This window comes from Sinomonas atrocyanea (assembly GCF_001577305.1).
Classification (GTDB): domain Bacteria; phylum Actinomycetota; class Actinomycetes; order Actinomycetales; family Micrococcaceae; genus Sinomonas; species Sinomonas atrocyanea.
Genome location: NZ_CP014518.1, coordinates 1,784,880 through 1,809,192 on the forward strand (window position 1 = coordinate 1,784,880; position 24,313 = coordinate 1,809,192).

Sequence of the window (24,313 nt, forward strand, 5' to 3'; positions counted from 1 at the left end):
CATGGCAACAGTCGAACTGCCGCTGAGCTCCGGCCAGCTCGTGGATGGCGCCCCGGCGTCGACCACGATCTTCGGGAAGGATGGCGGCGCCGTCGTGCGCCGGTCCATCCTTCCCGGGGGCGTGCGTGTCCTCACGGAGGCGATGCCCGGCCAGAGGTCGGCGTCGATCGGCTTCTGGGTGGGCGTGGGCTCCCGGGACGAGGCCCTCGGCCAGCACGGGGCCACGCACTTCCTCGAACACCTGCTGTTCAAGGGGACCCAGCGCCGCACCGCCCTCGAGATCGCCTCGGCGTTCGACGAGGTGGGCGGCGAGTCGAACGCCGCGACCGCCAAGGAGAGCACGTGCTACTACGCGCGGGTGCTCGACACGGACCTGCCCATGGCCATCGACGTGATCGCGGACATGATCACCTCCGCCGTCCTCGACCCCGACGAGCTCGAGCAGGAGCGCGACGTCATCCTCGAGGAGATCGCCATGGACGGCGACGACCCGACCGACGTGGCGCACGAGCACTTCGTCGCGGCCGTGCTGGGCGAGCACCCGCTGGGCCGCCCGATCGGCGGCACGCCCGAGGCCATCAGGGCGGTCCCGCGGGACTCGGTGTGGGAGCACTACCGCCGCTACTACCGCCCCGAGGAACTGGTCATCACCGCGGCGGGCGGCCTCGAGCACGAGGCCGTGTGCTCGCTCGTGCTGGAGGCGCTCCAGGGCGCGGGCTGGGACCTCGGCTCCGAGGCCGCGCCCGTGGCGCGCCGGTCCTCGGCGCCGGCGGCCATCACCGGCCAGCCGGGCCTGACCGTGGTCCGGCGGCAGGTCGAGCAGGCGAACGTGATCATGGGGTGCCCCTCGATCACCGCGACGGATCCGCGCCGCTACGTCATGAGCGTGCTCAACGCCGTGCTCGGCGGCGGCATGTCCTCGCGCCTGTTCCAGGAGATCCGCGAGAAGCGGGGGCTCGTCTACTCGACCTACTCGTTCGCCTCCGCCTACGCGGATGCCGGCTACTTCGGTATCTACGGCGGCTGCGCCCCGGCGAAGGTCCCGCAGGTCCTGGCCCTCATGGCGGCCGAGCTCGAGAAGCTCGCCGAGCACGGCATCACGGACGAGGAACTGCGCAAGGCCGTCGGCCAGCTCTCGGGCGGGATCGTCCTCGCGCTCGAGGACACCGGCTCGCGGATGTCCCGGCTGGGCCGCGCGGAGCTCGTCTCGGGCGAGTTCCAGGACATCGAGGAGACCCTCGCGCAGATCGGTGCCGTCACTGCGGCGGAGGTCCAGGACCTCGCCCGCGTCCTCGCGACCGCTCCGCGCACCACGACCGTGGTGGGCCCGTTCGAGGAGACCGAGACCTTCGGCCTGTCCCCTGAGAGCTGACCCCGCGTCTGTGAAGAGGTGACCCCGCGTCTGTGAAGAGGTGACCCCGCGTCGATACATCGACGCGGGGTCACCTCTTCCGCGTTCCGGGGTCACCTCTTGCGCGTTCCGGGGTCACCTCTCGTGCGCCGCGGGGTCAGGCCAGGATGTCCTTCGTGGTGAACCGGCCGTAGGCGAGGGCCCCGAAGAGCGCGATGTACCCGGCCTGCAGCCAGGCATTCGCCCCGAACGAGTCCCACGAGACCGGGTCGCGCAGGAAGTCGGCGAGGCCGAGCCAGTGGTCCGTGAAGAGCCACGGATGGAGCCAGTCGAGCTGGTCGAGGGCGTCGAGGATCTGGGAGACGACGGCGAGCACCGCGGTGGCGGCCATCGCCCCCACCGGGACACCGGTCAGCGTCGAGGCGAACAGCCCGATCGCGGCGAGCCCGAGCAGGGACACGGTCGTGTACGCGGCCATGAGGAGCAGCCGCCCGAATGACTCGGCCGGACCGATCTGCGTCCCCGACAGGAGGGTGGCCTGCCCCAGCGGGAACAGCGCCAGGCCCACCGCCGTCCCTCCGAGCACGACGGCGATCCCCGCCGCCGCGCAGAAGACGGCAGAGCTGAGGTACTTCACGACGAGCAGCCGGACGCGGCCCGCGGGGGCGACGAGCAGGTAGCGCAGCGTCCCGAGGCCCGCTTCCCCGGCGATCGTGTCCCCGGCGACGACGCTGACCGTCAGCGGCAGGAACAGCGGCGTGCAGACCACGAGCCCCACCACCCCCGCGAAGAGCCCGTTGTCCGTGATCTGGTCGAGGAAGGCGGGCCCCCGGCCGCTCGGGGGCCGCCCCGGGGAGAACTTGACCGCGAGCCCGATGAGCACGGGCACCGCCGCGAGCGCGGCGAGCATCGCCCACGTCCGCCACCGCCGGAAGAGGACCCGCAGCTCCGAGGCGAGGAGCCGCCCCGTGTGGCCGGCGGTGGCCCCGCGGCGGCCGGTGTGCTCAGCCTGCGACATCGAAGCCCTCCCCGGTCAGTTCGACGAACCGCTCCTCGAGCGTCATGGCCTCCGCGCTGAACCCGCGCACCCGCACGCCCGCCGCCACGAGCGCGGCCACGACGTCCTCGGCGGGCGGAGCGCCGGGCGGGCCGTCAGCGGCGGGCGGGTCCCCGCCGTCGTCCGCGGTGCCCCCGACGACGGCGACGACGGTGCCGGGCCCCGCAGGCTCCACGTGGAGGCCCAGGCCGCGCAGCACACCCGCGGCGGCGGCCGCGTCCGGAGTGCGGACCTCGATGCGCGGGCGTGCGCCGGCGCGCAGCGCGTCGAGGGTCCCCTGGGCCACGAGGCGCCCGGCCCGCAGCACGGCGGCGTGGGTGCAGATCTGCTCGACCTCCGCCAGCAGGTGGCTCGAGACGAAGACGGTGGTGCCGTCCTCGGCGAGGGAACGGATCAGGCCGCGGACCTCCCGCGTCCCCTGGGGATCGAGACCGTTGGTCGGCTCGTCGAGGACGAGGAGGTCGCGCGGGGCGAGCAGGGCGGCAGCCAGCCCGAGCCGCTGCTTCATCCCCAGCGAGTACGCGTGCACCTTCTTGCCGGCCGCATGGGTCAGGCCCACGCGCTCCAGTGCCGCGCCCACGCGGGCCCGGCAGGTTGCCCGGGCCGTCAGCGGGTCCGCGGCATCGAACCGGGCCAGGTTCGCGGCGCCGGTGAGGAACGGGTAGAACGCGGGCCCCTCGACGAGCGCCCCGACCCGCGGCAGCACCTCTCGGGCACCCCGCGGCATGGGCTCGCCGAGGACCTCGGCGCGGCCCGAGCTGGGCGCCACCAGCCCCAGGAGCATCCGGATGGTGGTCGTCTTCCCCGAGCCGTTCGGGCCGAGGAACCCGAACACGGTGCCGCGGGGCACCTCGAGCGCGAGGGCATCGACGGCGGTGTGCGCGCCGAAGCGCTTCGTCAGGGCGTGGGTGCGGATGGCAGCGCCCTCGGCCCCGGGCCGGGTCCGCGCAGCGTCGGGCCCTGCCGTCACCTGGCGGCCGCTGCCTCGAGGGCCGCCGCGGGGACGGCCCCGGCGAGCACCCGGCCGTCGTCCGTGAGCAGGAGGGTGAACAGCGACGTGCTGATCACACGCCCGCCCTTGGCCGGCACGGCGAGCTGCTTCATGAGCGGCTGGTCCTTCAGGCCTGCGGGCACCTTGTCCGCCGGGATGACGGCGATGGAGTCCCAGCCCTGCGAGGTGCCCGCGGCCGGGGCGTGCTGGCCCGTGGCCTGCCGATGCTGCCCGGTGGCCGAAGGCAGCTGCTGCTGCGTGACGTTCGCCCCGGCGGGCGGGGTGAAGGCGAAGACGGAGGCGTCCGGCGCCGCCAGGGTGAGCTGGGTGAACGCGGCGTGGAAGGCGGCCGCGTCCTGGCCCTTCGCGTACACGTCCACGGCGAGCGGCAGCCCGGTCTGGGCCTCGACCGCGATCCGCACCGAGGCGACGAGGGCGCCGGCGGCCTTCGGGGTGAGCACGAGCGTGTAGGCGCTGTGGCCGGCGACCGTGGCGGGCTGGGCGAGAGAGACCGCGGTGCTCGGCCCGGCGGCGGCCAGGAGCCGCTGCGCGAGCTGGTCCGGGGAGACGGCGGCGGCGCTGGGCGGGGCGGCGGCCGCCGTGGAGGGCAGCGTGGCATGCGTCACGGCGTGCGCCGCGGAGTCGTAGGTCCACAGGTCGCTGCCGTTGCGCACGGCATCGCGCTCGGCGAGCTGGTCGAGGACCTGCACCCGCTCGCGGGCGGGACCGTCGGCGTAGACCTTCGCCGTGTGCGCGCTCGTGAGCAGCTCCAGCAGCGCGGCCTCGGAGCCGAAGGACGCGCTGCCCTTGGCGGCGCCGAGCGCCTGGCCGGGAATCGAGGGCAGCCCGAGGTCCGAGCTCTGCTCCATCGTGCCGGAGAACTGCCGCGCGGTATGGGCGGCCGCGAGCGCGAGGACCTGCTCCGGGGTTGCGGGCGGGGGCGGGGACCCGGCGGTCGCGCCGGAGGCGAGCAGCCCCACGGCCACGACGGCGGGCACCGCCGCGGCGGGGATCCAGCGGAGCCAGCGGCGCTGGGTGTCGGCGTTCATCGAGACCTCCGGGGAAGGAACCTTTGTCTCAACGCTACGCCGCCCGCAGGCGCCTGTCGTCATCCCTGCGGCGGATCCGGGTGCGCGCTCAGCCGCCGGCGAACGGGGGCAGGACGTCCACCACGTCGCCGTCCGCGAGCACGCGCGCGCGGTCCCGCACGGCGACCTCGTTCACGAGGAAGGAGCATCGGCGCAGCACCTCGGCGAGCGGCGGCGCGCCCGGGCCTGCGGAGACGGGGACACGCACGACGGCGAGGGCAGCCTCGAGCGCGTCGGCGAGGCTCGCGCCGTCGGGCGCCGACAGCGACTCCTCGGCCCTGCCGGCGGCGGCCTGGGCCGCGGCGTAGTACCGCAGGGTGATCTGCAAGGGCTCTCCTAGCGTCTGTCGGGGGGTGGGGGCTGCGCGTCAGCCGCCGATGGCGGACATCGAGCGGTCCGGCTGGACAAAGCCGTCCGCGCCGAGGCCGGTGTGGTCCATCCCGTGGGCGCGCGGCTTGAGCCACATCGCCTCCTGCCACCGCCGCGCCACCTGCTCATCGGACGCTTCCGAGCGCAGGAGGCCGCGGAGGTCCACCTCCTCGTGGGAGAAGAGGCAGCTCATGACCTTGCCCTCAGCCGTGATGCGGGTGCGCTTGCAGTCGGCGCAGAACGGCTCCGTCACGGAGGCGATGATCCCGACGGTGCCCAGCAGCGCGCCGTCGTCCTTGCCGCGGACCTCGAACCGCTCGGCGGGCGCGCCGTCGCGGTCCCGGGCGTCGGGGGAGAGGTGGAAGCGCTCGGAGAGCAGCTCGCGGACCTCGGCGGCGGTGACCATGCCGTCGCGGGTCCACCCGTGGTCGGCGTCGAGGGGCATCTGCTCGATGAACCGCAGCTCATAGCCGCGCTCGAGGCACCACGCGAGCAGGTCCGGGCCATCGGCGTCGTTGATCCCGCGCATGAGCACGGAGTTGATCTTGATCGGGCCGAGCCCCGCGGCGTCGGCGGCCTCGATGCCGGCGAGGACGCGGTCGAAGAAGGGGCGGCGGGCCAGCCGGGCGAACGTCTCCGGGTGCAGGGTGTCCAGCGAGACGTTGATGCGCGTCAGTCCTGCGGACTTGAGGGCAGCGGCCCTGGCGTCGAGGCCCACGGCGTTGGTCGTGAGGGCGATCGGCAGGTCCGGGTGCTCCGCCCGGAGCGCCGCGACGATGTCCACCAGGTCCGCGCGCACGAGCGGCTCGCCGCCGGTGAGGCGCAGCTCCCGCACGCCGAGCAGGTGCACGCCGATCCCCACGACGCGCACGATCTCCTCGGCGGACAGGAGCGCGTCCTTGGCGAGCCAGGGGAGGCCCTCGGCGGGCATGCAGTAGGAGCAGCGCAGGTTGCACTTGTCGGTGAGGGACAGGCGCATGTCCGTCGCGACCCGGCCGTAACGGTCCTCGAGCCCGGGCAGTCCCGCAGGCCGGTCCGCCGCCAGCGCCCCGACCGGCGGGTCCGAGGCGCGCACCTGCGGCATTCCGAGCTCAACACCCATGCATCTACAGTACGCGAGTGGCGTCCGCCACGGGCCGGACGGGCCCGGGGGATCTATTCTGGTCCCATGAGCGCAGGACCCGGTCCCCTGCCCGCGCCGCCGGGGCAGCGACGCGCCGCCCGGGTCCGGCTGGCCGCTGCGGGAGCAGGCATCGTCGCGGGCGCGGCCGGGGTGCTCTCCGGGGAGCTCGCCGCCGGCCTGCTCAGCCCGTCGCTGAGCCCGGTCTCCGCCGTGGGCAGCGCGGTCACGGACCTGGCCCCGCCGGCCGCGAAGGACTGGGCGATCCAGACCTTCGGCACCGGGGACAAGGCGTTCCTCGTCACCGCGATCGGGATCGTCCTCGCGCTCCTCGGCGCCGCGGCCGGCCTCCTCGAGCTCCGCCGGCCCGGGTTCGGGGCCGCCCTGGCCGGGGCCGTCGGGCTCGTGGGCCTCGCGGCAGTGGCCACCCGCTCGCTCGGCGCGCCGGCGGCATGGACCTGTGCGCTCCTGGCCGGCGCGGTCGCCGTGTCCCTGCTCCGCTGGCTCGTGGGGCGGCTGCGGCGCGAGACGGCCGTGTCCGGGCAGCCTCCGGCGGGAGTCCCCCGCAGGGGGTTCCTGCGGGCCCTGGGCGGGACGGCCGCCGCCGTCGCGCTGGGAGGGGTGGTGACGGGCGTCGTGCGCAGCGCCTCGCTGGCCGCGGACGCGGCCCGCGCCGCCCTCCGGCTGCCCGCACCGGCTCAGCCTGCCCCGCCCATCCCCGCGGGCGCCGAGGTCGGGGTGCCGGGCGTGAGCGACCTCGTCACGGCCAATGAGGGCTTCTACCGGATCGACACCGCCTTCGTGGTCCCGTCGGTGGATCCCGGCAGCTGGCGTCTTGCCGTCACGGGCCTCGTCGAGCAGCCGGTGACGATCACCTGGGCCGACCTCCTCGCCCAGCCCCTCGTGGAGCGGTACGTCACCCTCACGTGCGTCTCCAACGAGGTCGGCGGGAACCTCGTGGGCAACGCCCGCTGGCTCGGCTGGCCGGTGCGGGAGCTGCTGGCCCGCGCACGCCCGCGGGCCGGGGCGGACATGGTCCTCTCCCGCAGCGTCGACGGCTTCACGGCCGGCACGCCCCTCGAGGCCCTCACCGACCCCGGCAGGGACGCCCTCCTGGCCATCGGGATGAACGGGGCGCCCCTCCCGCCCGAGCACGGGTTCCCCGTCCGGCTCGTGGTCCCGGGCCTGTACGGCTACGTCTCGGCGACCAAGTGGGTCACCGAGCTCAAGGTCACCACCTTCGCCGCAGACCAGGCCTACTGGAGCACGCGCGGGTGGAGCGAGAAGGGACCGATCAAGACCGCCTCGCGCATCGACGTGCCCCGCCGGGGCAGCCGGGTCGCCGCCGGGGAGGTCGTCGTCGCCGGCGTCGCCTGGGCGCAGCACCGCGGCATCTCGCGCGTGGAGGTCAGCGTGGACGACGGCGCGTGGCAGCAGGCGCGGCTCGGCACCGGCATCTCGCGCGACACCTGGTACCAGTGGGCCGCACCCGTCCGGCTGTCCGCCGGGCGGCACCGCATCGCCGTCCGCGCGACCGACGGCGACGGACAGGTCCAGACATCAGCGACCGCCCCGCCCGCGCCCGACGGCGCGACGGGATACGACATCATCGAGGTGGAGGCCACATGACGCATCCCGACTCCGGCGGCGCGGCCGCCGCGCCGGCCGAGGCACGCCCGCACGACGGCCGGCCCGGGCATGCCCCCGCGCACGGTCAGGGGCATGCCCACGGGCACCGCAGCGTCGAGGAGCACCGCGGGCGTCTCGCCCGGCTCCTCGCCCCGCTCGCGGACAGGGCCGCCCAGGACCGCTCCCTCGACGCGGCCCTGGGCACCGCCCTGGCCGCCGACCTCGCGGCCCCGCTCAGCCTCCCGCCGTTCGACAACTCCCAGATGGACGGCTTCGCCGTGTGCTCCTCCGACCCCGGGACGGGGGACGGGGCGGGGCCGGGCCGGCGCCGGTTCACGGTGGCAGAGCCGATCCCGGCGGGCGCGGCCCCGCCGCCCCTGCGCCCCGGCCACGCGGCGCCGATCATGACGGGCGCGATGCTCCCCGCCGGCGCGGACGCCGTGGTGCGGGTCGAGCTGGCTGTCCCCGCCGCCTACCCGCCGGAAGGCGGAAGCGTGGACCTTCCCGTCGTCGAGGCGGGCACCTACGTGCGGCGGGCCGGGAGCGATGTGGCGGCCGGCGCCGTCGTGCTCCCTGCCGGCACAGCGCTCGGCCCGGCCCAGCTCGGGCTCGCCGCCGGGCTGGGACTGTCGATGCTCCGGGTGCGGCCGCCGCTGCGGGCCGTGCTCGTGAGCACCGGCGCCGAGCTCGCGGCGCCGGGGCGGCCCCTGGCGCCCGGCCAGATCCACGACGCGAACGGAGCGCTCCTGCGCGCCGCGCTGCGGGAGTCCGGCGTTCAGGCGCGCGCGGTCGCGGTGCGCAGCGACGAGCCGGCCGAGCTGCGCGGCGCGCTCGAACGGCTCGCCCGCGGGGCGGAGCGGCCCGACCTCCTGATCACCACCGGCGGGGTCTCGAAGGGCGCGTTCGAGGCGACCAAGCTCGCCCTCGACGGGCACGACGTCGAATTCGCCCACCTCGCGCTGCAGCCCGGGGGCCCCCAGGGCCTGGGCACCTTTGCGGGCCTCCCGCTCATCGCCTTCCCCGGTAACCCCGTCAGCTGCTGGATCTCCTGGGAGGTCCTCCTCCGGCCGGTCCTGTCCGCCCTCCTCGGCGCGCCGCCCGCGCGCCGGCGGCTCCGCGCCCCGCTCGCCGAGCCGCTCGAATCGCCCGCCGGCACCCTCCAGGTGCGCCGCGCGCGCCTGCGGCCCGACGGCGCGGTCGGCCTCGTGGGCGGCCCCGGTTCCCACCTGCTCGGGGCCCTCGCCGCCTCGGATGCCCTGGTCATGGTGCCCGAGGACGTCACCGCGCTCGCGGCCGGGGACGACGTGGAAGTATGGCTGACGTGACTGAGACCCCGCACCCCCCTTCCGGCCCCGGCCTGACCCACGTGCGCGCCGACGGCAGCGCCCACATGGTCGACGTGAGCGCGAAGCCCGAGTCCACCCGGGAGGCGACGGCGCAGGCGGTGGTGAACACCACCCGCGAGGTCATCGCCCTCCTGGCCGAGGGCGGCCTCCCCAAGGGCGACGCCCTCGCGGTGGCCCGGGTGGCCGGCATCATGGCCGCGAAGAAGACCCCGGACCTCATCCCGCTGTGCCACCCGCTGCCGATCGCGAAGGTCACGGTCGACTTCGAGCTCGCCCCCACGGCCGTGACGGTGCTCGCCACGGTGAAGACCCGCGGCGTGACCGGGGTGGAGATGGAGGCCCTGACCGCGGCGTCCGTGGCCGCGCTGGGGGTGTACGACATGGTCAAGGCCGTGGACAAGCAGGCGGTCATCACCGACATCAGGGTGCTCGCCAAGTCCGGCGGCAAGAGCGGGGACTGGGACGTCCGTGCCGGAGGCGGGGCATGAGTGGGCACGACGCCGGGCCCACGCCCGAGGGGGCGCGCCGGGCGGGCATCGTGATCGCCTCCACGCGTGCGGCCACGGGCGTGTACGAGGACCGCACCGGGCCCGTCGTCGCGGACTGGCTGGCCGACCACGGCTTCGACGTCATCCCGCCGGCGGTGGTCCCGGACGGCCCGAGCGTCGGCGCCGCCCTCCGGGCGCTCCTCGCGCTCGGGCCCGCGGCGATCATCACGAGCGGCGGCACGGGGCTCAGCCCGGACGACGTGACGCCCGAGGAAACCGGCCCCCTGCTCGACCGCGACGTGCCGGGCATCATGGAGGCCCTGCGCGCTGCGGGCAGCACCAAGACGCCCCTGGCCGCTCTCTCCCGGGGCCACGCCGGGCTGGCCGGGCGGACGTTCATCGTGAACCTGCCCGGCTCGCCGTCCGGCGTCATGGACGGCCTGGCCGTCCTCGACCCGATCATCGGCCACATCTGCGACCAGGCCGCGGGCCGGGGAGGAGCCAGCCATGACCACCACTGAGCCCGTCGAGGTCCTGCACGCGGCCGTGACCACCCTCCCGCTCGACGAGGCCGCCGCCCGGGCCGCCGTCGACGCGCCGGACGCGGGCGCCGTCGTGCTCTTCTCCGGTGTGGTCCGCGACCACGACGACGGCCGCGGTGTCGCCCGCCTGTCCTACACCGCCCACCCGAGCGCCGAGGCCACCCTGCGCTCCGTCGTCGACGCGACCGTCCGCGAGGTGCTCGCCGCCGGCAGCGAGGCGGCCGGTGCGCCGGAGCGTCCCCTGCGGGTCTGGGTCGCGCACCGCGTGGGGGAGCTCGCTGTCGGGGACGCCGCCTTCGTCTGCGCGGTCTCCGCGGCCCACCGGGGCGAGGCCTTCCGCCTCTGCTCCGAGCTCGTGGACCGGGTCAAGGCCGAGGTGCCGATCTGGAAGGAGCAGTTCTTCGACGACGGCGGGAGCGAGTGGGTCGCGGCGCTCGGCTGACCGGGTTCCCCGGTGCCACGATTCTGAGCACCGCGGGGCGCGACAGTAGGCTGGGGCCCATGGCAGAACGACTTCCCGTGGCAGTGCTGGGCGCGAATGGGCGCATGGGTTCCGAGGCCGTCAGGGCAGTCAGCGCGGCCGGAGACATGGAGCTCGTCGCCGCGCTCGGACGGGGAGACTCGCTCGAGGGCCTCCTCGACGCCGGCGCCCGGTACGTCGTCGACCTCACCGTCCCCGACGCCACCGAGGCCAACGTGCGCTTCGCCGTCGAGCACGGGATCCACGCCGTGGTGGGGACCACCGGCTGGAGCGAGGAGCGGCTCGGCGCACTGCGGCGCCTGCTGGCCGCCAGCCCCGGGACGGGCGTGCTCATCGCGCCGAACTTCGCCCTCGGGGCCGTGCTCGCCTCGGCCTTCGCCGCGAAGGCCGCCCGCTACTTCGAGTCCGTCGAGATCGTCGAGCTCCACCACCCGGACAAGGTCGATGCCCCCTCCGGGACGGCCGTGCGCACCGCCCAGCTCATCGCGGCCGCACGCAGCGAGGCCGGCCTCGGCGCGTCCCCGGACGCGACCACGACCGCGCTCGACGGCGCGCGGGGCGCCGACGTCGACGGCGTGCGCGTCCACGCCGTGCGGCTCCGCGGCCTCGTCGCCCACCAGGAGGTGCTCCTGGGCGGGCCGGGGGAGCAGCTGACCCTCCGGCACGACTCGTTCGACCGCGCGTCCTTCATGCCCGGGGTGCTCGTGGGGCTGCGCGAGGTCGCCGCGCACCCGGGCCTGACCGTCGGCCTCGACGGCTACCTGGACCTCGGGCTGTGAGCGCCATGGATCCCGCGGATCCCCAGCATCCGGGGGGCCCCCAGGAACCGCAGCGGCCTCCCCGGGCCGGTGGTGCCTGGGCGTGGGTCGGTGCGAACAAGACCAAGATCGGCGTCATCGCCATCACCGTCCTGCTGGTGTTCTACCTGGTCGTCACCTTCGACCGCGCGCGGATCCTCCTCCTCGATCCCCAGCCGGTGGCCAAGGCCATCGGCGCGGGCTACCTGGTCCTCCCGATCGTGGGGGCATGGGCGCTCCTGCGCGAGCTCGCCTTCGGCACCCGGCTTGAGCGCATGGGCAGGGAGCTCGAGGCCGAGGGCGGCCTGCCCGAGGACACGCTGCCGCGCACGGCCGGCGGCAGGATCGTCCGGTCGGCCGCGGACGCCGAGTTCGCCCAGTACCGCGCCGAGGCGGAGGGAGCGCCCGAGGACTGGCGGTCGTGGTACCGGCTCGGGCTCGCCTACGACGCCGCAGGTGACCGCAAGCAGGCGCGCGCCGCCATGCGGCAGGCGATCGCCCTCCACCGCGGCCGCTGAGGAGGGCCTACCTGCGCGAGGGCGCGGCCCGGCGGACGGCGCCCCCACCGCGGGCGCCCGGGCCGCCGGCGCGGCCGAGCCGAGCTGCAGCATGGGCCACCGCCTCGCGCGGTCCCCGCCAGCCGTTGGCCCGCACGAAGAGGCCGATCGCGAGCGCGGCGATGACGTGGACGGCCAGGAGCACCTCGCGCGTGGGCCCCGCCCAGTCCGCCAGCGGCACTGCGAGCGCCGCGACGTGCGCCGTGTAGAGGGTCAGCGTCATCCCCCCGGCGCCGGCGAGCGGCGCGAGGAGCCCGGTGCGGGCCAGCGGGCCGATCCGGGCGAGGAGGAGGAAGGCCCCGATCGCCGCGGCCGAGGTCCCCGCCGTGTGCAGGAGGTCGAGGGGCGTGCCGGAATGCGGCGCCGCGGAGGTCAGCCACCACCAGGTGCCCGTCTGGTCCACCCCGGTGAGATTCGCCTCGAGCATGGCCCGCAGGGGCCACACCCTCGCCTGCGGCGTGGCCAGGAGGGCGTTGAGTCCTCCGAGCGGCCCCAGGAAGGCCCAGGCGCACGCCTTCGCCAGCACGGCCGCACTGGCACCGCCGAGGACCAGCCACACCTGCGTCCCGGTCCGGGCGAGGTCCGCGCGGCCGATCCAGAGGCCGACCAGGAGGTAGCCGAACCACTCCAGGGCCGGGTAGTAGCCGGTGACCGTGAGGTCGGCGAGGAGGCGCACCGGATCGGCAAGGTCGGGCCAGGACGGGTTGTGGCCGAGCCGGAGCGGGGGCGTGGCCGCGAGCAGGAGCGGTCGGAGCAGGTAGGCCGCGACGGGCGCGAGGAGGATCCACGCGACCGCGAGCAGCCCGAGGGTCTGGCGCCGCAGTCCGAGCACCCCGAGGGAGCACCAGAACAGCACCGCGTACACCACGAGGATCACCGCCACGTCGACGCGCGCGAGCCCGAGGGTGAGCCCGACGGCGGCGATCACCGCCGCGCGCAGCGCGAGTCCGCGCCGGTTCCGTTCCGCGGGGACCCGTCCCAGGGTGAGCGAGACGCCCGCGAGCACGGCGAACAGGGCCGCGGCCCTGCCCGAGAGCACCGTCCCGACCCACGTGGCGGAGACGGTGCCCGTGCCGGGATCCTGGACGAGGGTCGGCAGGATGTGCGTGGCCATCATGGCCAGCAGGGCCGCCCCGCGGGCCAGGTCGATGCCCAGGAGCCGTGCCTCCCGGCCCCCACGCACGCGGTCACGTGGCCTGCGCTGGGTGCGGGGCACCCCCGATTGTCCGCCCATGGTCCCGATGCTCTCATGGTGCCGGGCGCATGCCCTCCGGTGGCCCGCCGCCGGAGGATCCCGACCTGCCCCCGTTGCGATTCGAAGATATGTTCGAATAGCATGGGCCTATGAGCACGGCACAGGACCACCCGCAGGACCCTCGGGGAGATGGACCGGTGCCGCCGCGGTGGCAGCCCGCATGGCGCGCGGGAGGGCCGCTGCTTCCCGGCGAGCCCCCGCCGGGAGAGCTCGCGCGCCGCCTCTCCGAGCCGGACCTCGCCTTCCTGACCGCGCGCGAGCTCGAGGCCTTCATGGCGGCCTGCCGCCGCCTCGAGGACTGGGTCCGCATCCGCGCCGAGGCCGCCCGCAGGGAACGCGCGGTCCGCACCCACGGACGCGCCTGACCCCCGGCCCGTGCGAGCGGTTGGCCTAGGATGGGCGTATGTCCGCCGAGCTGACCGTCTCTGCCGTGCAGTCCGTGGCGCTCCCGGGCGGGCTCGCTGCGAACATCGACGAGCACGTGCGGCTCCTCGAGGACGCCGACGCCCACGGGGCCAGGCTCGCCGTCTTCCCCGAGCTCTCGCTCACCGGCTATGACCTGGACCTCTTCTCCGACGAGTCCGCCTGGCTCACCCGCCCCTCGGCCCAGCTCTCCGAGCTCCAGGCGGCCTGCGAGGACATGGGGATCTCGGCCGTCGTGGGCGCGGCGGTCCGCGAGCCCGACAGGACGCCGCATCTCGCCTCGGTCCTCGTGCGCCCCGGAGCACCCGCCGTGATCGCCCCCAAGATGCACCTCCACGGCCGGGAGAGGGAGATCTTCGAGCCCGGGGACCGCCTCACGGTCGTCGAGGTCGACGGCTGGAAGGTAGCGCTGGCCGTCTGCTTCGACGTGGCGCAGCCGGGCCACGCTGCCGAGGCGGCCGCCGCGGGAGCGGACCTGTACGCGGCCTCGGCCGTCTATGTAGCGGGGGAGGAGCGCCGGCTCGACCTCCACTTCGGCGCCCGCGCCATGGACAGCAGGTTCTTCGCCCTGCTCGCGAACGCCGGGGGATCCAGTGCGCTGGGTGCCTCGTGTGGCCACAGCGGGGTGTGGGGGCCCGACGGGCACCGGATCGCCTCTGCTGCCGGGACCGGCGCCGAGGTCGTCACGGCGATCCTGTTCCGCTCGGCCCTCGCGCGCTACGCCCGCCCGGCCTGACGCGTTGCCCAAAGCGGCAGCGTACACGGTAACGTTCTATACATGGCAGACGAGAACCGCACGCGCACTTTCGGCACGCTCCTCACGGCAATGGTGACCCCGTTCACTGCCGACGGCGAGGTCGACTACGATGCGGCGGCGTCCCTGGCAGCCAAGCTCGTCGATGACGGCTGCGACGGACTCGTCGTCACCGGCACCACGGGGGAGACCTCGACCCTGACGGACGAGGAGAACCTCGGCATGTTCAAGGCCGTCCTCGAGGCCGTGGGCGGCCGGGCCAAGGTCATCGCGGGGACGGGCACGAACGACACCCGCCACTCGGTGAGCCTCTCGCGCCGGGCCGAGGCCCTCGGCGTCGACGGCCTCCTCCTCGTCACGCCCTACTACAACAAGCCCAGCCAGGCCGGCGTCCAGGCCCACTTCGAGACGGTCGCCTCGGCCACCGAGCTGCCCGTCATGCTCTACGACATCCCCGGCCGGTCGGGCATCCCGATCGCTCCCGAGACGATCCTCCGTCTGGCCGAGCACCCGCGCATCGTCGGCCTCAAGGACGCCAAGGCCGACTTTGCCTCGGTCACGCGCGTGCTCGCCAAGACTGACCTGGCCGTCTATTCGGGCGACGACGGCCTGACCCTCCCGTGGATGGCCGCCGGCGCCCTCGGCGTCGTCTCCGTCACGGCGCACGTCGCCACCAAGCAGTTCCGGTCGCTCGTCGACGCGGCGCTCGCCGGCGACTTCGCAGCCGCCCGCCAGGTCCACTTCGACCTCGACCCGGTGATCCGCGGGATCATGACCCGGGTCCAGGGCGCGGTCGCCGCCAAGCAGGTTCTCAAGTGGCAGGGTGTCCTGCCCAACTCCGTGGTCCGCCTCCCGCTTGTGGAGCCCGGCGACGCGGAGCTCGCCCTCATCCGCAACGATCTCGCCGAAGCCGGAATGGACTTCGGCGCCTAGGAGCAGCCCAGCATGACCCAACGAGCCCTGTCCGTCCTCACCACTCCGCCCCCGCTCCCGTCGGGGACCCTGCGGATCGTCCCGCTCGGCGGGCTCGGTGAGGTCGGGCGGAACATGGCCGTGTTCGAGATCGAGGGCAAGCTCCTCGTCGTCGACTGCGGCGTCCTCTTCCCCGAAGAGACCCAGCCGGGCGTGGACCTGATCCTGCCCGACTTCTCCTACCTCGAGGGCCGCATCCAGGACATCCTTGCCGTCGTGCTAACCCACGGCCACGAGGACCACATCGGTGCCGTCCCGTACCTCCTGCGCCACCGCCGGGACATCCCCCTCGTCGGCTCGCAGCTGACTCTGGCCCTCGTCGAGGCGAAGCTCGCCGAGCACCGTATCACTCCGGTGCTGCGGGTCGTGGAGGAGGGCCAGGTCCTGGACTTCGGCCCGTTCCAGACGGAGTTCGTGGCCGTCAACCACTCGATCCCGGATGCGCTCGCCGTCTTCATCCGCACCGCCGGCGGCACCGTCCTCCACACCGGCGACTTCAAGATGGACCAGCTCCCGCTCGACGGCCGGATCACCGACCTGCGCCACTTCGCCCGCCTGGGCGAGGAGGGCGTGGACCTGTTCATGGCGGACTCGACCAACGCGGACGTCCCGGGCTTCACCACCGCGGAGAAGGAGATCGGCCCCACCCTGGACCGGCTCTTCGGCCAGGCGCGCAAGCGGATCATCGTGGCCAGCTTCTCCTCGCACGTCCACCGCGTCCAGCAGGTGCTCGACGCCGCCCATCAGCATGGCCGCAAGGTCGCCTTCGTGGGCCGGTCGATGGTGCGCAACATGGGGATCGCGGCCAAGCTGGGCTACCTCGACGTGCCGCCGGGCATCCTCGTGGACATGAAGGCCATCGACGACATCCCGGACCACCGCCTCGTGCTGATGTCCACCGGATCCCAGGGCGAGCCCATGGCCGCCCTCTCCCGCATGGCCAACGGCGACCACCGGGTCCAGGTCGGCGAGGGCGACACCGTGATCCTCGCGTCCTCGCTCATCCCGGGCAACGAGAACGCCGTCTTCCGCGTCATCAACGGCCTCCTCAAGCTCGGCGCGAACGTGATCCACAAGGGCATGGCCAAGGTCCACGTCTCCGGCCACGCGGCCGCCGGCGAGCTCCTCTACTGCTACAACATCGTCGAGCCGCTCAACGCGATGCCGGTGCACGGCGAGACCCGCCACCTCATCGCCAACGGCAACCTGGCGCTCGAGACGGGCATGGAGCCGGACAGCGTCATCCTCGCCGACAACGGAACCGTGGTCGACCTCAAGGGCGGTGCGGCGAAGATCGTCGGGCAGGTCGAGGTCGGCTTCGTCTACGTCGACGGCAGCAGCGTCGGGGAGATCACCGACGTCGACCTCAAGGACCGTAGGATCCTCGGCGAGGAGGGCTTCATCTCCGTCATCACCGTGGTGAACCGTTCGACGGGCAAGGTCGTGACCGGCCCCGAGATCCACGCCCGCGGCGTGGCCGAGGACGACGCCGTGTTCGACGACATCATCCCCAAGATCAATGCGGCCCTCGAGGAGGCGATCCTCGCCAAGCCGGACCACACGGCCCACCAGCTCCAGCAGGTGATCCGGCGGGTCATCGGGACCTGGGTGAGCCGCAAGCTCCGGCGCAAGCCCATGATCATCCCGGTGGTCCTGGAGGCCTGACGGCACCGCCTGGCGGACCTCGCGCAGGCCGCCGCTCCCGTGGAAATCCGCGGGAGCGGCGGCCTTTCGCGGTAGCGTGGCGAGTATGGCGACTCGTACCTCCTCCACGCCAAAGGCCGGCACCTCCAAGACCAGACCCACCCGGACCTCCGCGCCCGCGGCCCGCGGCCGGTCGGGCGCAGGCGCGTCCCGGGCCAAGGCGTCCGGCAAGGGGAGCTCGTCGTCGCGCGGCGTGACCGCGACCGACGCGGGCCAGCCGTGGCCGGCGCGCCTCATCGGCGGAACCTGGGGCGCCCTCGCGCACACCGTCGGCGGCGGGGTCCGGCGCATCGGCACCGATGTCAGCGACCTCGATCCCGAGGAGCGCCGCGACGGCGCCGCGCTGTTCAACCTCGTCTTGGCCGTCTTCATCGCGACCTTCGCGTGGTGGGGCTGGAAGGGCTGGTTCCCGGACGCCGTCTACGCGGTCGTCAACGGAACGTTCGGCTGGGTCTCGCTCCTGCTGCCCCTCATGCTCGGCGTCTGCGCCTTCCGGCTCTTCCGCAAGCCCGCCGACCACCGCGGCAACAACCGGGTCGGCATCGGATTCCTGGTGATGACGTTCGCGGCCACGGGCATCGCCGACGTCCTGGGCGGCCTGCCCTCCGCCGCCGCGGGCTTCGACGGCCTCCGCGCCGCCGGCGGCATGCTCGGCTTCCTGGCGGCGTCCCTCCTGGCGGCCGTCCATCCCGCCATCCCGGTCATCGTCTACTCCGCGCTCGCGTTCATCTCGGTCCTGATCGTCACGGCGACCCCCTTCGCTGCAATTCCGCGCCGGGTCCGGGGCGCGTGGGACCACCTCATGGGCCTGGACCTGACTCCCGAGGAGCAGGACGCCCACGACCGCAGCTACCTGTACGACTCCGAGCGCCGCGCCCAGGAGGCCGCGCGGGAGCGCCGCACGAAGAAGCGCCGCATGTTCGGCAAGGACCTCGAGGAGGAGCAGGGTTCCGGAGACGGCTTCGCGGGCGATGAGCCCTACGAGCGCGCGGTCGTCGACGACCCCGACGCGACCGCGGCCATGGCCGCCCCGCCGGCCGGGCGGTCCCAGGCAGAGGCGGCGATCCAGAAGATCCGCGCCGCCCAGGGCCGCGGCAACGAGCAGGCCGGGGACGGCAAGCCGGTGGAGGGTGCCACGGAGGCCATCCCCACGGTCGGGATGCCGGCACCCAGCACCGCCCCGGCCGTCCAGGTGCCCTCCACGCCGGTGGCCCCCACGCCGCCGCCCACGCCCATTCCCCAGCGCACCGAGCAGCTGCAGCTCTCGGGAGACGTCGCGTACACGCTGCCGTCCTCCGACTTCCTCGTGCAGGGGTCGGCGCCGAAGGAGCGGACCGAGGCGAACGACGCCGTCGTCGCGGCGCTGACCAGCACCCTCACCCAGTTCAACGTGGACGCCGAGGTCACCGGCTTCTCCCGCGGCCCCACCGTGACCCGCTACGAGATCGAGCTCGCACCGGGCACCAAGGTGGAGAAGGTCACGGCCCTGTCGAAGAACATCGCCTACGCCGTGGCGAGCTCCGACGTGCGCATCCTCAGCCCAATTCCGGGCAAGAGCGCCATCGGCATCGAGATCCCGAACACCGACCGCGAGACGGTCTCGCTCGGAGACGTCCTGCGCAGCCAGAACGCGCGCCGCACCGACCATCCGATGGTGATGGGCGTGGGCAAGGACGTCGAGGGCGGGTTCGTCGTCGCGAACCTCGCCAAGATGCCGCACCTCCTCGTCGCGGGCGCGACCGGCGCGGGCAAGTCCTCGTTCGTGAACTCGATGATCACCTCCATCCTCATGCGCTCGACCCCGGACGAGGTGCGCATGGTGATGGTCGACCCCAAGCGCGTGGAGCTCACGGCCTACGAGGGCGTCCCGCATCTCATCACCCCGATCATCACCAACCCCAAGAAGGCCGCCGAGGCCCTCCAGTGGGTGGTCCGCGAGATGGACGCCCGCTACGACGACCTGGCCAACTACGGGTTCAAGCACATCGACGACTTCAACAAGGCGGTCCGTGCCGGCAAGGTCGTCCCGCCGCCGGGATCCGAGCGGAAGATCCGCGCCTACCCCTACCTGCTCGTCATCGTCGACGAGCTCGCGGACCTCATGATGGTCGCGCCCCGGGACGTCGAGGACTCGATCGTGCGCATCACCCAGCTCGCGCGCGCCGCCGGCATCCACCTCGTCCTGGCGACCCAGCGGCCCTCGGTCGACGTCGTCACCGGCCTCATCAAGGCCAACGTGCCCTCGCGCATGGCGTTCGCGACCTCTTCGGTCACCGACTCCCGCGTGGTCCTCGACCAGCCCGGCGCCGAGAAGCTGATCGGCCAGGGCGATGCGCTCTTCCTGCCGATGGGCGCCTCGAAGCCCATGCGCGTGCAGGGCGCCTGGGTCTCCGAGTCGGAGATCCACAAGGTCGTCGAGCACGTGAAGGGCCAGCTCCAGGTCACCTACCGCAACGATGTCGCGGCGGAGCCGGAGAAGAAGCAGATCGACGAGGAGATCGGAGACGACCTCGAGGTGCTCCTGCAGGCCACCGAGCTCGTGGTCACGACCCAGTTCGGATCGACGTCGATGCTCCAGCGCAAGCTGCGGGTCGGGTTCGCGAAGGCGGGCCGGCTCATGGACCTGCTCGAGAGCCGTGGCGTGGTGGGGCCGTCCGAGGGCTCCAAGGCCCGTGACGTGCTCGTCAAGCCGGACGACCTGCCGGCGGTCCTCGCCGCGCTGCGCGGCCAGGACGCGCCGTCGTCGTCGGGGAGTGCCGCCGACGAGGCCCTCGCTGACAACGCGAGCGCCAACCACCATCTGGGTCAGTACGAGAACGACTCGCCCTACGCGGAGGACGTCGTGGCCAGGGACCTCGACTCGCGGCCCCAGGCCGTCGACTACCACGACGGGGACGACGACGAGGGCGGCGAAGACGCGTGGTCGCTGACCGGGCGCTAGGCTGAGACGGTGACCTCCTCGCCGTCGGCGTCCCCTTCCCAGCTCTGGAACCTCCCGAACATCCTCACGATGGCGCGGATCGTCCTCGTGCCGTTCTTCATCTGGTCGCTGCTGGCCGACGGCACGGCGCACGGTCCGCTGCGCTGGGTGGCCTTCGGCCTGTTCGCCGTCGCGATCTACACCGACCAGCTCGACGGCTCGATCGCCCGCAGGCGCAACCTCATCACCGACTTCGGCAAGATCGCGGACCCCATCGCGGACAAGCTCCTGACCGGGGCTGCGCTCGTGCTGCTCTCGGTGCTCGCCGAGCTGCCGTGGTGGATCACGGCCCTGATCCTCGTGCGCGAGTGGGGCATCACGGCCCTGCGCTTCGTCGTGATCCGCTATGGCGTCATGCCCGCCTCGCGCGGCGGCAAGCTCAAGACCGTGCTCCAGACCGTGGCGATCCTGCTCTACCTGTTCCCGCTGACCCCCGGCCTCGCCGTGCTCTCCGCCATCGCCTTCTGGGTGATGGTCCTCGCCCTCGCCGTGACCGTGGTCACCGGCGCCGACTACGTCCTCAAGGCCGTGCGCCTGCGGGCGGCGGCGCAGAAGGGCGAGTGAGCCGGTGCCCGGTGACCGAGCGAGGCCCGTGACGGCACGCGAGGTGGTCGAGGCCTTCGTTGCCCGCGGGGCCACGGCCGCGACCGCCGAGTCGCTCACCGCGGGGCTCGTCGCGGCCGCCCTGGCGGATGTTCCCGGCGCCTCCGCGATGCTGCGGGGCGGTGTCGTGAGCTACGCGAGCGAGGTGAAGGCAGCAGTGCTCGGCGTCTCGGCGGAACTGCTCGCACGGGCCGGGTCCGTGGACGCAGAGGTCGCCCGCCAGATGGCCGACGGGGCCAGGCGGGTCTGCGGCGCGGACTACGGCGTCGCGACCACGGGCGCCGCGGGCCCCGAGCCGCACGACGGCAAGCCCGTCGGCACCGTGTTCGTCGGCGTCTCCGGCCCGGCGGGCTCCGCTGTGCACGCCTACGCGTTCGACGGCGACCGGGCCGCGATCCGCCGCGCCGCGACCGAGGCGGCCCTCGCCGCCCTCCTCGCTGCGCTCGGGAGCGCCGCCCCAGCACCCGGCGCAGAAACTGGGAGCGAGCTGTGAATTGGTTCGGTGTGGCGCGCGGCGGGGAACAATGCAGACGTGTCCAGAGTTGTGGATAGTGTCGTCAAGCGATGGCGGCACCACTAGGATGAGTCACACACGGAGCCCCGAGCGTCGGGGAGCCCGAGCCAAGGAGCGCATCGATACACATGGTTAAGCAGCCCGTATCCGTCAACGGCGTAGTGCGCTGGCGTGATGTGGGATTGGCCGACATCGGTAAGCAGGAACAGAAGGAGCGCAAGATGGTTGTTCTGCGTCATGAGATTGGAGACGTCCTGCGCGACGTCCGCCAGCGCCAGGGCCGCACGCTCCGTGAAGTCTCGCACAACGCGCGTGTATCGCTCGGGTACCTGAGCGAGGTGGAGCGCGGCCAGAAGGAAGCGTCCTCCGAGCTGCTGTCGTCGATCTGCTCCGCACTGGACGTCCCGCTCTCGGTCATGCTGCGCGAGGTCAGCGACCGGGTCGCCGTCGCAGAGGGCATCACCATTCCGGACACGGTGCCCCAGGAGTTCGCCCAGCGGTACGGGCGAGACATGAACACGGATTTCGACGCCGAGCTGACCCAGGTCAGCTGACGTCATCAGCAGGGGAGGGCCGGGCGCCGAGCGCCCGGCCCTCCGTCATGCCCGGGAGGCGATGCGGCCGGACGCCGGGCCGCAGTCCCGCTCAGGCCCGCGGTGCCAGGTCCTCGTTGAGCCGGTGCAGGTAGCGGGCGAGCTCGGCCAGCTCGCGCGTGTCCCACGAGGCGAGGCGCTCTGCGAAGTACTCGTGCCTGCGCGCCCTCAGGTCTTCGACATGGCTGCGGCCGGCCGGGGTCAGGGCCACGTGCTGTGCGCGGCGGTCGTGGGGGTCGGCCTCCTTGGCCACGAGCCCGATCTCCTCGAGGAGGGCGATCTGGCGGCTCACGGTGGGCTTGCCCACGCCGACGGTCGCGGCGAGGTCCGTCACCCGCCGCGGCCCCTCGCCGAAGAGGATCGTCAGCAGCCCGTAGGCTGCCGGGTCGAGCTCGGGATGCAGGTCCTTCGACAGGCCGAGGGACGCGGCGCGCCCGCGCCTCCAGAACAGGCCGAGCTGCTGCTCGACGTCGACCAGGGCGGCGTCGAACCCGGCGGAGGCAGGCGGAGAAGGCATGCCACCATCTTAGGTGCGCCGGTGCGGGCGGCGCGTGGCCGCCACAGCGGCGGAGAGGAGAATGGACCAGTGAGGAACAGCGATTTCTGGCGGCTCATGGAAGACGAATTCGGCAGCGGGTACGCCCATGTCCTGGCTTCGTCCGCCGTGCTCGCCGCCGTCGGAGGCCGCACGGCCGAGGAGGCGCTCAAGGCCGGCGTGCACCCCCGCACCGTGTGGCTCGCCGTCTGTGACCTGCAGGATGTGCCCGACGAGCGCCGCCTCGGGAAGGACCGCCCGCTCAAGGACTGACGCCCGGGATCTGCGACACGCCGGGGCCGGATTCGAAGATGTGTTCGGGAGAGGGGTAATGTCCTCCACAGAGGATTCCACGCGCGGCAGCGCGCCGAGATGTGCACATAGCGGGGTCGACGCGTTCGACTGTCGGTGGGCATCGGTAGCGTGAGCGGCATGGAAGAGCGGTGGGCAGGACAGGGCGCTGCCGCGAACGACCAGACCCGGAGGTAGACATGGCAGCAGGAACGCCAGAGCGCCAGAAGGCACTCGAGGCAGCGCTCGCGCAGATCGACAAGCAGTTTGGCAAGGGATCGATCATGCGCCTGGGGGATGACACGCGCGCCCCGATCGAGGTCATCCCGACCGGGTCGATTGCGCTCGACGTCGCCCTCGGGATCGGCGGCCTTCCGCGTGGACGCGTCGTCGAGATCTACGGCCCGGAGTCCTCGGGCAAGACGACGGTCGCGCTCCACGCCGTCGCCAACGCACAGCGGAACGGAGGCATCGCGGCGTTCATCGACGCCGAGCATGCCCTGGATCCCGAGTACGCGGCCAAGCTCGGCGTCGACACCGACGCCCTGCTCGTCTCGCAGCCGGACACCGGCGAGCAGGCGCTCGAGATCATGGACATGCTGGTCGGCTCGGGCTCGCTCGACATCATCGTCATCGACTCCGTGGCCGCGCTCGTGCCGCGCGCGGAGATCGAGGGCGAGATGGGCGACAGCCACGTCGGACTCCAGGCCCGCCTCATGAGCCAGGCGCTGCGCAAGGTCACGGGCCGCCTCAACCAGACCAAGACCACCGCGATCTTCATCAACCAGCTCCGCGAGAAGATCGGCGTGTTCTTCGGGTCCCCCGAGACGACCACGGGTGGAAAGGCGCTCAAGTTCTACGCGTCCGTCCGCATCGACGTGCGCCGGATCCAGACCCTCAAGGAGGGCGCCGACTCGGTGGGCAACCGTACCAAGGCCAAGATCGTCAAGAACAAGATGGCTCCGCCCTTCAAGCAGGCCGAATTCGACATCATCTACGGCCAGGGCATCTCCCGCGAGGGCGGCATCATCGACATGGGCGTCGAGCACGGCATCATCAAGAAGTCCGGCTCCTGGTTCACCTACGACGGCGACCAGCTCGGCCAGGGCATGGAGAACTCCCGTCGGTTCCTGCGTGACAACCCCGAACTTGCCGCGGAGCTCGAGCGGCTCATCAAGGAGAAGCTCGGCGTCGGCGTGAAGCCGGAGTCGGGCGAGGAGCAGCCGCGCCTGAAGGCTGTCGACGGGGAGTAGGCGCATGGCGGCCCGCAGCGGACGTCCCGTGCCCCCGCAGGCGGAGCAGGATCCCGAGCCCGACCCCGAGTCGGTGGCCCGGGCCATCCTGCTCCGCCAGCTGACCCTCGGCCCGCGCAGCCGGCAGCAGCTCGAACGGAAGCTGCGCGACCGCAATGTGCCGGACGCCCTCGCCTCGAGGCTCCTGGACCGCTTCGAAGAGGTGGGCCTGGTTGACGACGCGGAGTTCGCCCGCCTCTGGGTGCGCAGCCGCGGCGAGACGAAGTCCCTCGGCAGGGCGGCCCTCCGTCGCGAGCTCGGGGAGAAGGGGATCACGGGCGACACGGCCGAGGAGGCGCTCGATGAGCTCTCGCCCGAGGTTGAGGAGGAAGCAGCGCGTCGGCTGCTCGCGCGCCGCGTCCGGCCGTTCGACCGCGACGATCCTGCGGCACGGGACAAGGAGCTGAGGCGGCTGGTAGCGATGCTCGCCCGCAAGGGACACGCCCCCGGTGCCGCCTTCCGGATCGCCGCGGAGGTCCTCGACAGCCTGGGACACGGGGAAGACTGAGGCCCCTGCACCCTTGGCTGCGAGCGGCGGCCGGGGCGCCCAGGAGGCCGGCGGCGTGTCTGTGTGGTTCCTG

At 73.3% G+C, this 24,313-nt stretch carries 26 protein-coding genes; 19 read left to right on the forward strand and 7 right to left on the reverse strand.

Translation table 11 applies throughout. The features are described 5' to 3' along the window. Position 1 precedes the first annotated feature (1 nt). Complete coding sequence (locus SA2016_RS08215) at positions 2 to 1,372, forward strand: M16 family metallopeptidase (protein WP_084249410.1); 1,371 nt, start codon at positions 2 to 4, stop codon at positions 1,370 to 1,372. Between the two features lie 136 nt (positions 1,373 to 1,508). Here the strand turns inward: SA2016_RS08215 and SA2016_RS08220 are convergent, their stop codons facing one another. The 5 genes from SA2016_RS08220 to moaA form a co-directional block, all read right to left on the reverse strand. Continuing rightward, positions 1,509 to 2,369, reverse strand: coding sequence for an ABC transporter permease (locus SA2016_RS08220; protein WP_066497235.1), 861 nt, complete (start codon positions 2,367 to 2,369; stop codon positions 1,509 to 1,511). Continuing rightward, on the reverse strand, positions 2,356 to 3,378 hold the full coding sequence (locus SA2016_RS08225) for an ABC transporter ATP-binding protein (RefSeq protein WP_066497237.1): 1,023 nt from the start codon (positions 3,376 to 3,378) through the stop codon (positions 2,356 to 2,358). The genes SA2016_RS08220 and SA2016_RS08225 overlap by 14 nt, the downstream gene beginning before the upstream one ends. Further along, on the reverse strand, positions 3,375 to 4,448 hold the full coding sequence (locus tag SA2016_RS08230; protein ID WP_066497238.1) for a LolA family protein: 1,074 nt from the start codon (positions 4,446 to 4,448) through the stop codon (positions 3,375 to 3,377). The genes SA2016_RS08225 and SA2016_RS08230 overlap by 4 nt, the downstream gene beginning before the upstream one ends. 88 nt (positions 4,449 to 4,536) lie before the next feature. Then, positions 4,537 to 4,809 (reverse strand): MoaD/ThiS family protein, encoded by a 273-nt coding sequence (locus SA2016_RS08235; protein ID WP_066502221.1) that lies wholly within the window; start codon positions 4,807 to 4,809, stop codon positions 4,537 to 4,539. A gap of 45 nt (positions 4,810 to 4,854) precedes the next feature. After that, positions 4,855 to 5,958 carry a GTP 3',8-cyclase MoaA gene (moaA, locus tag SA2016_RS08240; protein WP_084249411.1) on the reverse strand — a complete coding sequence of 368 codons (1,104 nt, stop codon included), beginning with the start codon at positions 5,956 to 5,958 and terminating at the stop codon, positions 4,855 to 4,857. A gap of 66 nt (positions 5,959 to 6,024) precedes the next feature. On the opposite strand from moaA, the gene SA2016_RS08245 reads away from it, so the two are divergent. The 7 genes from SA2016_RS08245 to SA2016_RS08275 are packed head-to-tail and all read left to right on the forward strand — an operon-like array spanning position 6,025 to position 11,777. Further along, positions 6,025 to 7,605, forward strand: a complete 1,581-nt coding sequence (locus tag SA2016_RS08245; RefSeq protein WP_066497242.1) for a molybdopterin-dependent oxidoreductase — start codon at positions 6,025 to 6,027, stop codon at positions 7,603 to 7,605. Further along, the gene (locus SA2016_RS08250) at positions 7,602 to 8,930 is read left to right on the forward strand and encodes a molybdopterin molybdotransferase MoeA (protein ID WP_066497246.1); all 1,329 of its coding nucleotides are present in this window, start codon (positions 7,602 to 7,604) and stop codon (positions 8,928 to 8,930) included. Before SA2016_RS08245 ends, SA2016_RS08250 begins: the two co-directional genes overlap by 4 nt. After that, positions 8,918 to 9,439, forward strand: coding sequence for a cyclic pyranopterin monophosphate synthase MoaC (moaC, locus tag SA2016_RS08255; RefSeq protein ID WP_066502225.1), 522 nt, complete (start codon positions 8,918 to 8,920; stop codon positions 9,437 to 9,439). The genes SA2016_RS08250 and moaC overlap by 13 nt, the downstream gene beginning before the upstream one ends. Then, the gene (locus SA2016_RS08260) at positions 9,436 to 9,960 is read left to right on the forward strand and encodes a MogA/MoaB family molybdenum cofactor biosynthesis protein (protein ID WP_066497250.1); all 525 of its coding nucleotides are present in this window, start codon (positions 9,436 to 9,438) and stop codon (positions 9,958 to 9,960) included. Before moaC ends, SA2016_RS08260 begins: the two co-directional genes overlap by 4 nt. Beyond that, positions 9,947 to 10,423 (forward strand): molybdenum cofactor biosynthesis protein MoaE, encoded by a 477-nt coding sequence (locus SA2016_RS08265; RefSeq protein WP_066497252.1) that lies wholly within the window; start codon positions 9,947 to 9,949, stop codon positions 10,421 to 10,423. The genes SA2016_RS08260 and SA2016_RS08265 overlap by 14 nt, the downstream gene beginning before the upstream one ends. A gap of 59 nt (positions 10,424 to 10,482) precedes the next feature. After that, positions 10,483 to 11,241 carry a 4-hydroxy-tetrahydrodipicolinate reductase gene (dapB, locus tag SA2016_RS08270; protein ID WP_066497253.1) on the forward strand — a complete coding sequence of 253 codons (759 nt, stop codon included), beginning with the start codon at positions 10,483 to 10,485 and terminating at the stop codon, positions 11,239 to 11,241. Beyond that, entirely contained in the window at positions 11,238 to 11,777 is a 540-nt protein-coding gene (locus SA2016_RS08275) for a tetratricopeptide repeat protein (protein ID WP_229710840.1), read from the forward strand. The genes dapB and SA2016_RS08275 overlap by 4 nt, the downstream gene beginning before the upstream one ends. Positions 11,778 to 11,784: 7 nt before the next feature. On the opposite strand, the gene SA2016_RS08280 is transcribed toward SA2016_RS08275, so the two are convergent. Further along, complete coding sequence (locus tag SA2016_RS08280; protein ID WP_084249412.1) at positions 11,785 to 13,050, reverse strand: heparan-alpha-glucosaminide N-acetyltransferase domain-containing protein; 1,266 nt, start codon at positions 13,048 to 13,050, stop codon at positions 11,785 to 11,787. A 110-nt stretch (positions 13,051 to 13,160) separates the two neighbouring features. Between SA2016_RS08280 and SA2016_RS08285 the strand changes: the two genes are divergently transcribed. The 8 genes from SA2016_RS08285 (at position 13,161) to SA2016_RS08320 (ending at position 21,575) form a co-directional block, all read left to right on the forward strand. Continuing rightward, positions 13,161 to 13,436: a hypothetical protein gene (locus SA2016_RS08285; RefSeq protein WP_141305466.1), complete on the forward strand. Its 276-nt coding sequence runs from the start codon at positions 13,161 to 13,163 to the stop codon at positions 13,434 to 13,436. 38 nt (positions 13,437 to 13,474) lie between these two features. Then, positions 13,475 to 14,230: a carbon-nitrogen hydrolase family protein gene (locus SA2016_RS08290; RefSeq protein WP_066497255.1), complete on the forward strand. Its 756-nt coding sequence runs from the start codon at positions 13,475 to 13,477 to the stop codon at positions 14,228 to 14,230. Positions 14,231 to 14,272: 42 nt separating this feature from the next. Further along, complete coding sequence (gene dapA, locus SA2016_RS08295) at positions 14,273 to 15,181, forward strand: 4-hydroxy-tetrahydrodipicolinate synthase (RefSeq protein ID WP_066497256.1); 909 nt, start codon at positions 14,273 to 14,275, stop codon at positions 15,179 to 15,181. A 12-nt stretch (positions 15,182 to 15,193) separates the two neighbouring features. Continuing rightward, positions 15,194 to 16,885: a ribonuclease J gene (locus SA2016_RS08300; RefSeq protein ID WP_066497257.1), complete on the forward strand. Its 1,692-nt coding sequence runs from the start codon at positions 15,194 to 15,196 to the stop codon at positions 16,883 to 16,885. 85 nt (positions 16,886 to 16,970) lie between these two features. Further along, positions 16,971 to 19,865 carry an FtsK/SpoIIIE family DNA translocase gene (locus SA2016_RS08305; RefSeq protein WP_066497259.1) on the forward strand — a complete coding sequence of 965 codons (2,895 nt, stop codon included), beginning with the start codon at positions 16,971 to 16,973 and terminating at the stop codon, positions 19,863 to 19,865. A 69-nt stretch (positions 19,866 to 19,934) separates the two neighbouring features. Then, a complete protein-coding gene (pgsA, locus tag SA2016_RS08310; RefSeq protein WP_169803101.1) occupies positions 19,935 to 20,468 on the forward strand; it encodes a CDP-diacylglycerol--glycerol-3-phosphate 3-phosphatidyltransferase in 534 nt (177 codons plus the stop codon). A gap of 28 nt (positions 20,469 to 20,496) precedes the next feature. Further along, entirely contained in the window at positions 20,497 to 21,000 is a 504-nt protein-coding gene (locus SA2016_RS08315; protein WP_066497264.1) for a CinA family protein, read from the forward strand. Positions 21,001 to 21,149: 149 nt separating this feature from the next. Then, positions 21,150 to 21,575, forward strand: a complete 426-nt coding sequence (locus SA2016_RS08320) for a helix-turn-helix domain-containing protein (RefSeq protein WP_066497267.1) — start codon at positions 21,150 to 21,152, stop codon at positions 21,573 to 21,575. Between the two features lie 91 nt (positions 21,576 to 21,666). On the opposite strand, the gene SA2016_RS08325 is transcribed toward SA2016_RS08320, so the two are convergent. Beyond that, a complete protein-coding gene (locus tag SA2016_RS08325) occupies positions 21,667 to 22,131 on the reverse strand; it encodes a MarR family winged helix-turn-helix transcriptional regulator (protein WP_066497270.1) in 465 nt (154 codons plus the stop codon). A 69-nt stretch (positions 22,132 to 22,200) separates the two neighbouring features. Here SA2016_RS08325 and SA2016_RS08330 point away from each other — a divergent pair, with 69 nt between their 5' ends. From SA2016_RS08330 to SA2016_RS08340, 3 genes are all read left to right on the forward strand, one after another. Continuing rightward, complete coding sequence (locus tag SA2016_RS08330; RefSeq protein WP_066497271.1) at positions 22,201 to 22,422, forward strand: DUF3046 domain-containing protein; 222 nt, start codon at positions 22,201 to 22,203, stop codon at positions 22,420 to 22,422. 218 nt (positions 22,423 to 22,640) lie between these two features. Further along, a complete protein-coding gene (gene recA, locus SA2016_RS08335; protein WP_066497272.1) occupies positions 22,641 to 23,693 on the forward strand; it encodes a recombinase RecA in 1,053 nt (350 codons plus the stop codon). A gap of 4 nt (positions 23,694 to 23,697) precedes the next feature. Beyond that, positions 23,698 to 24,240: a regulatory protein RecX gene (locus tag SA2016_RS08340; RefSeq protein ID WP_066497273.1), complete on the forward strand. Its 543-nt coding sequence runs from the start codon at positions 23,698 to 23,700 to the stop codon at positions 24,238 to 24,240. Positions 24,241 to 24,313: the final 73 nt, after the last annotated feature.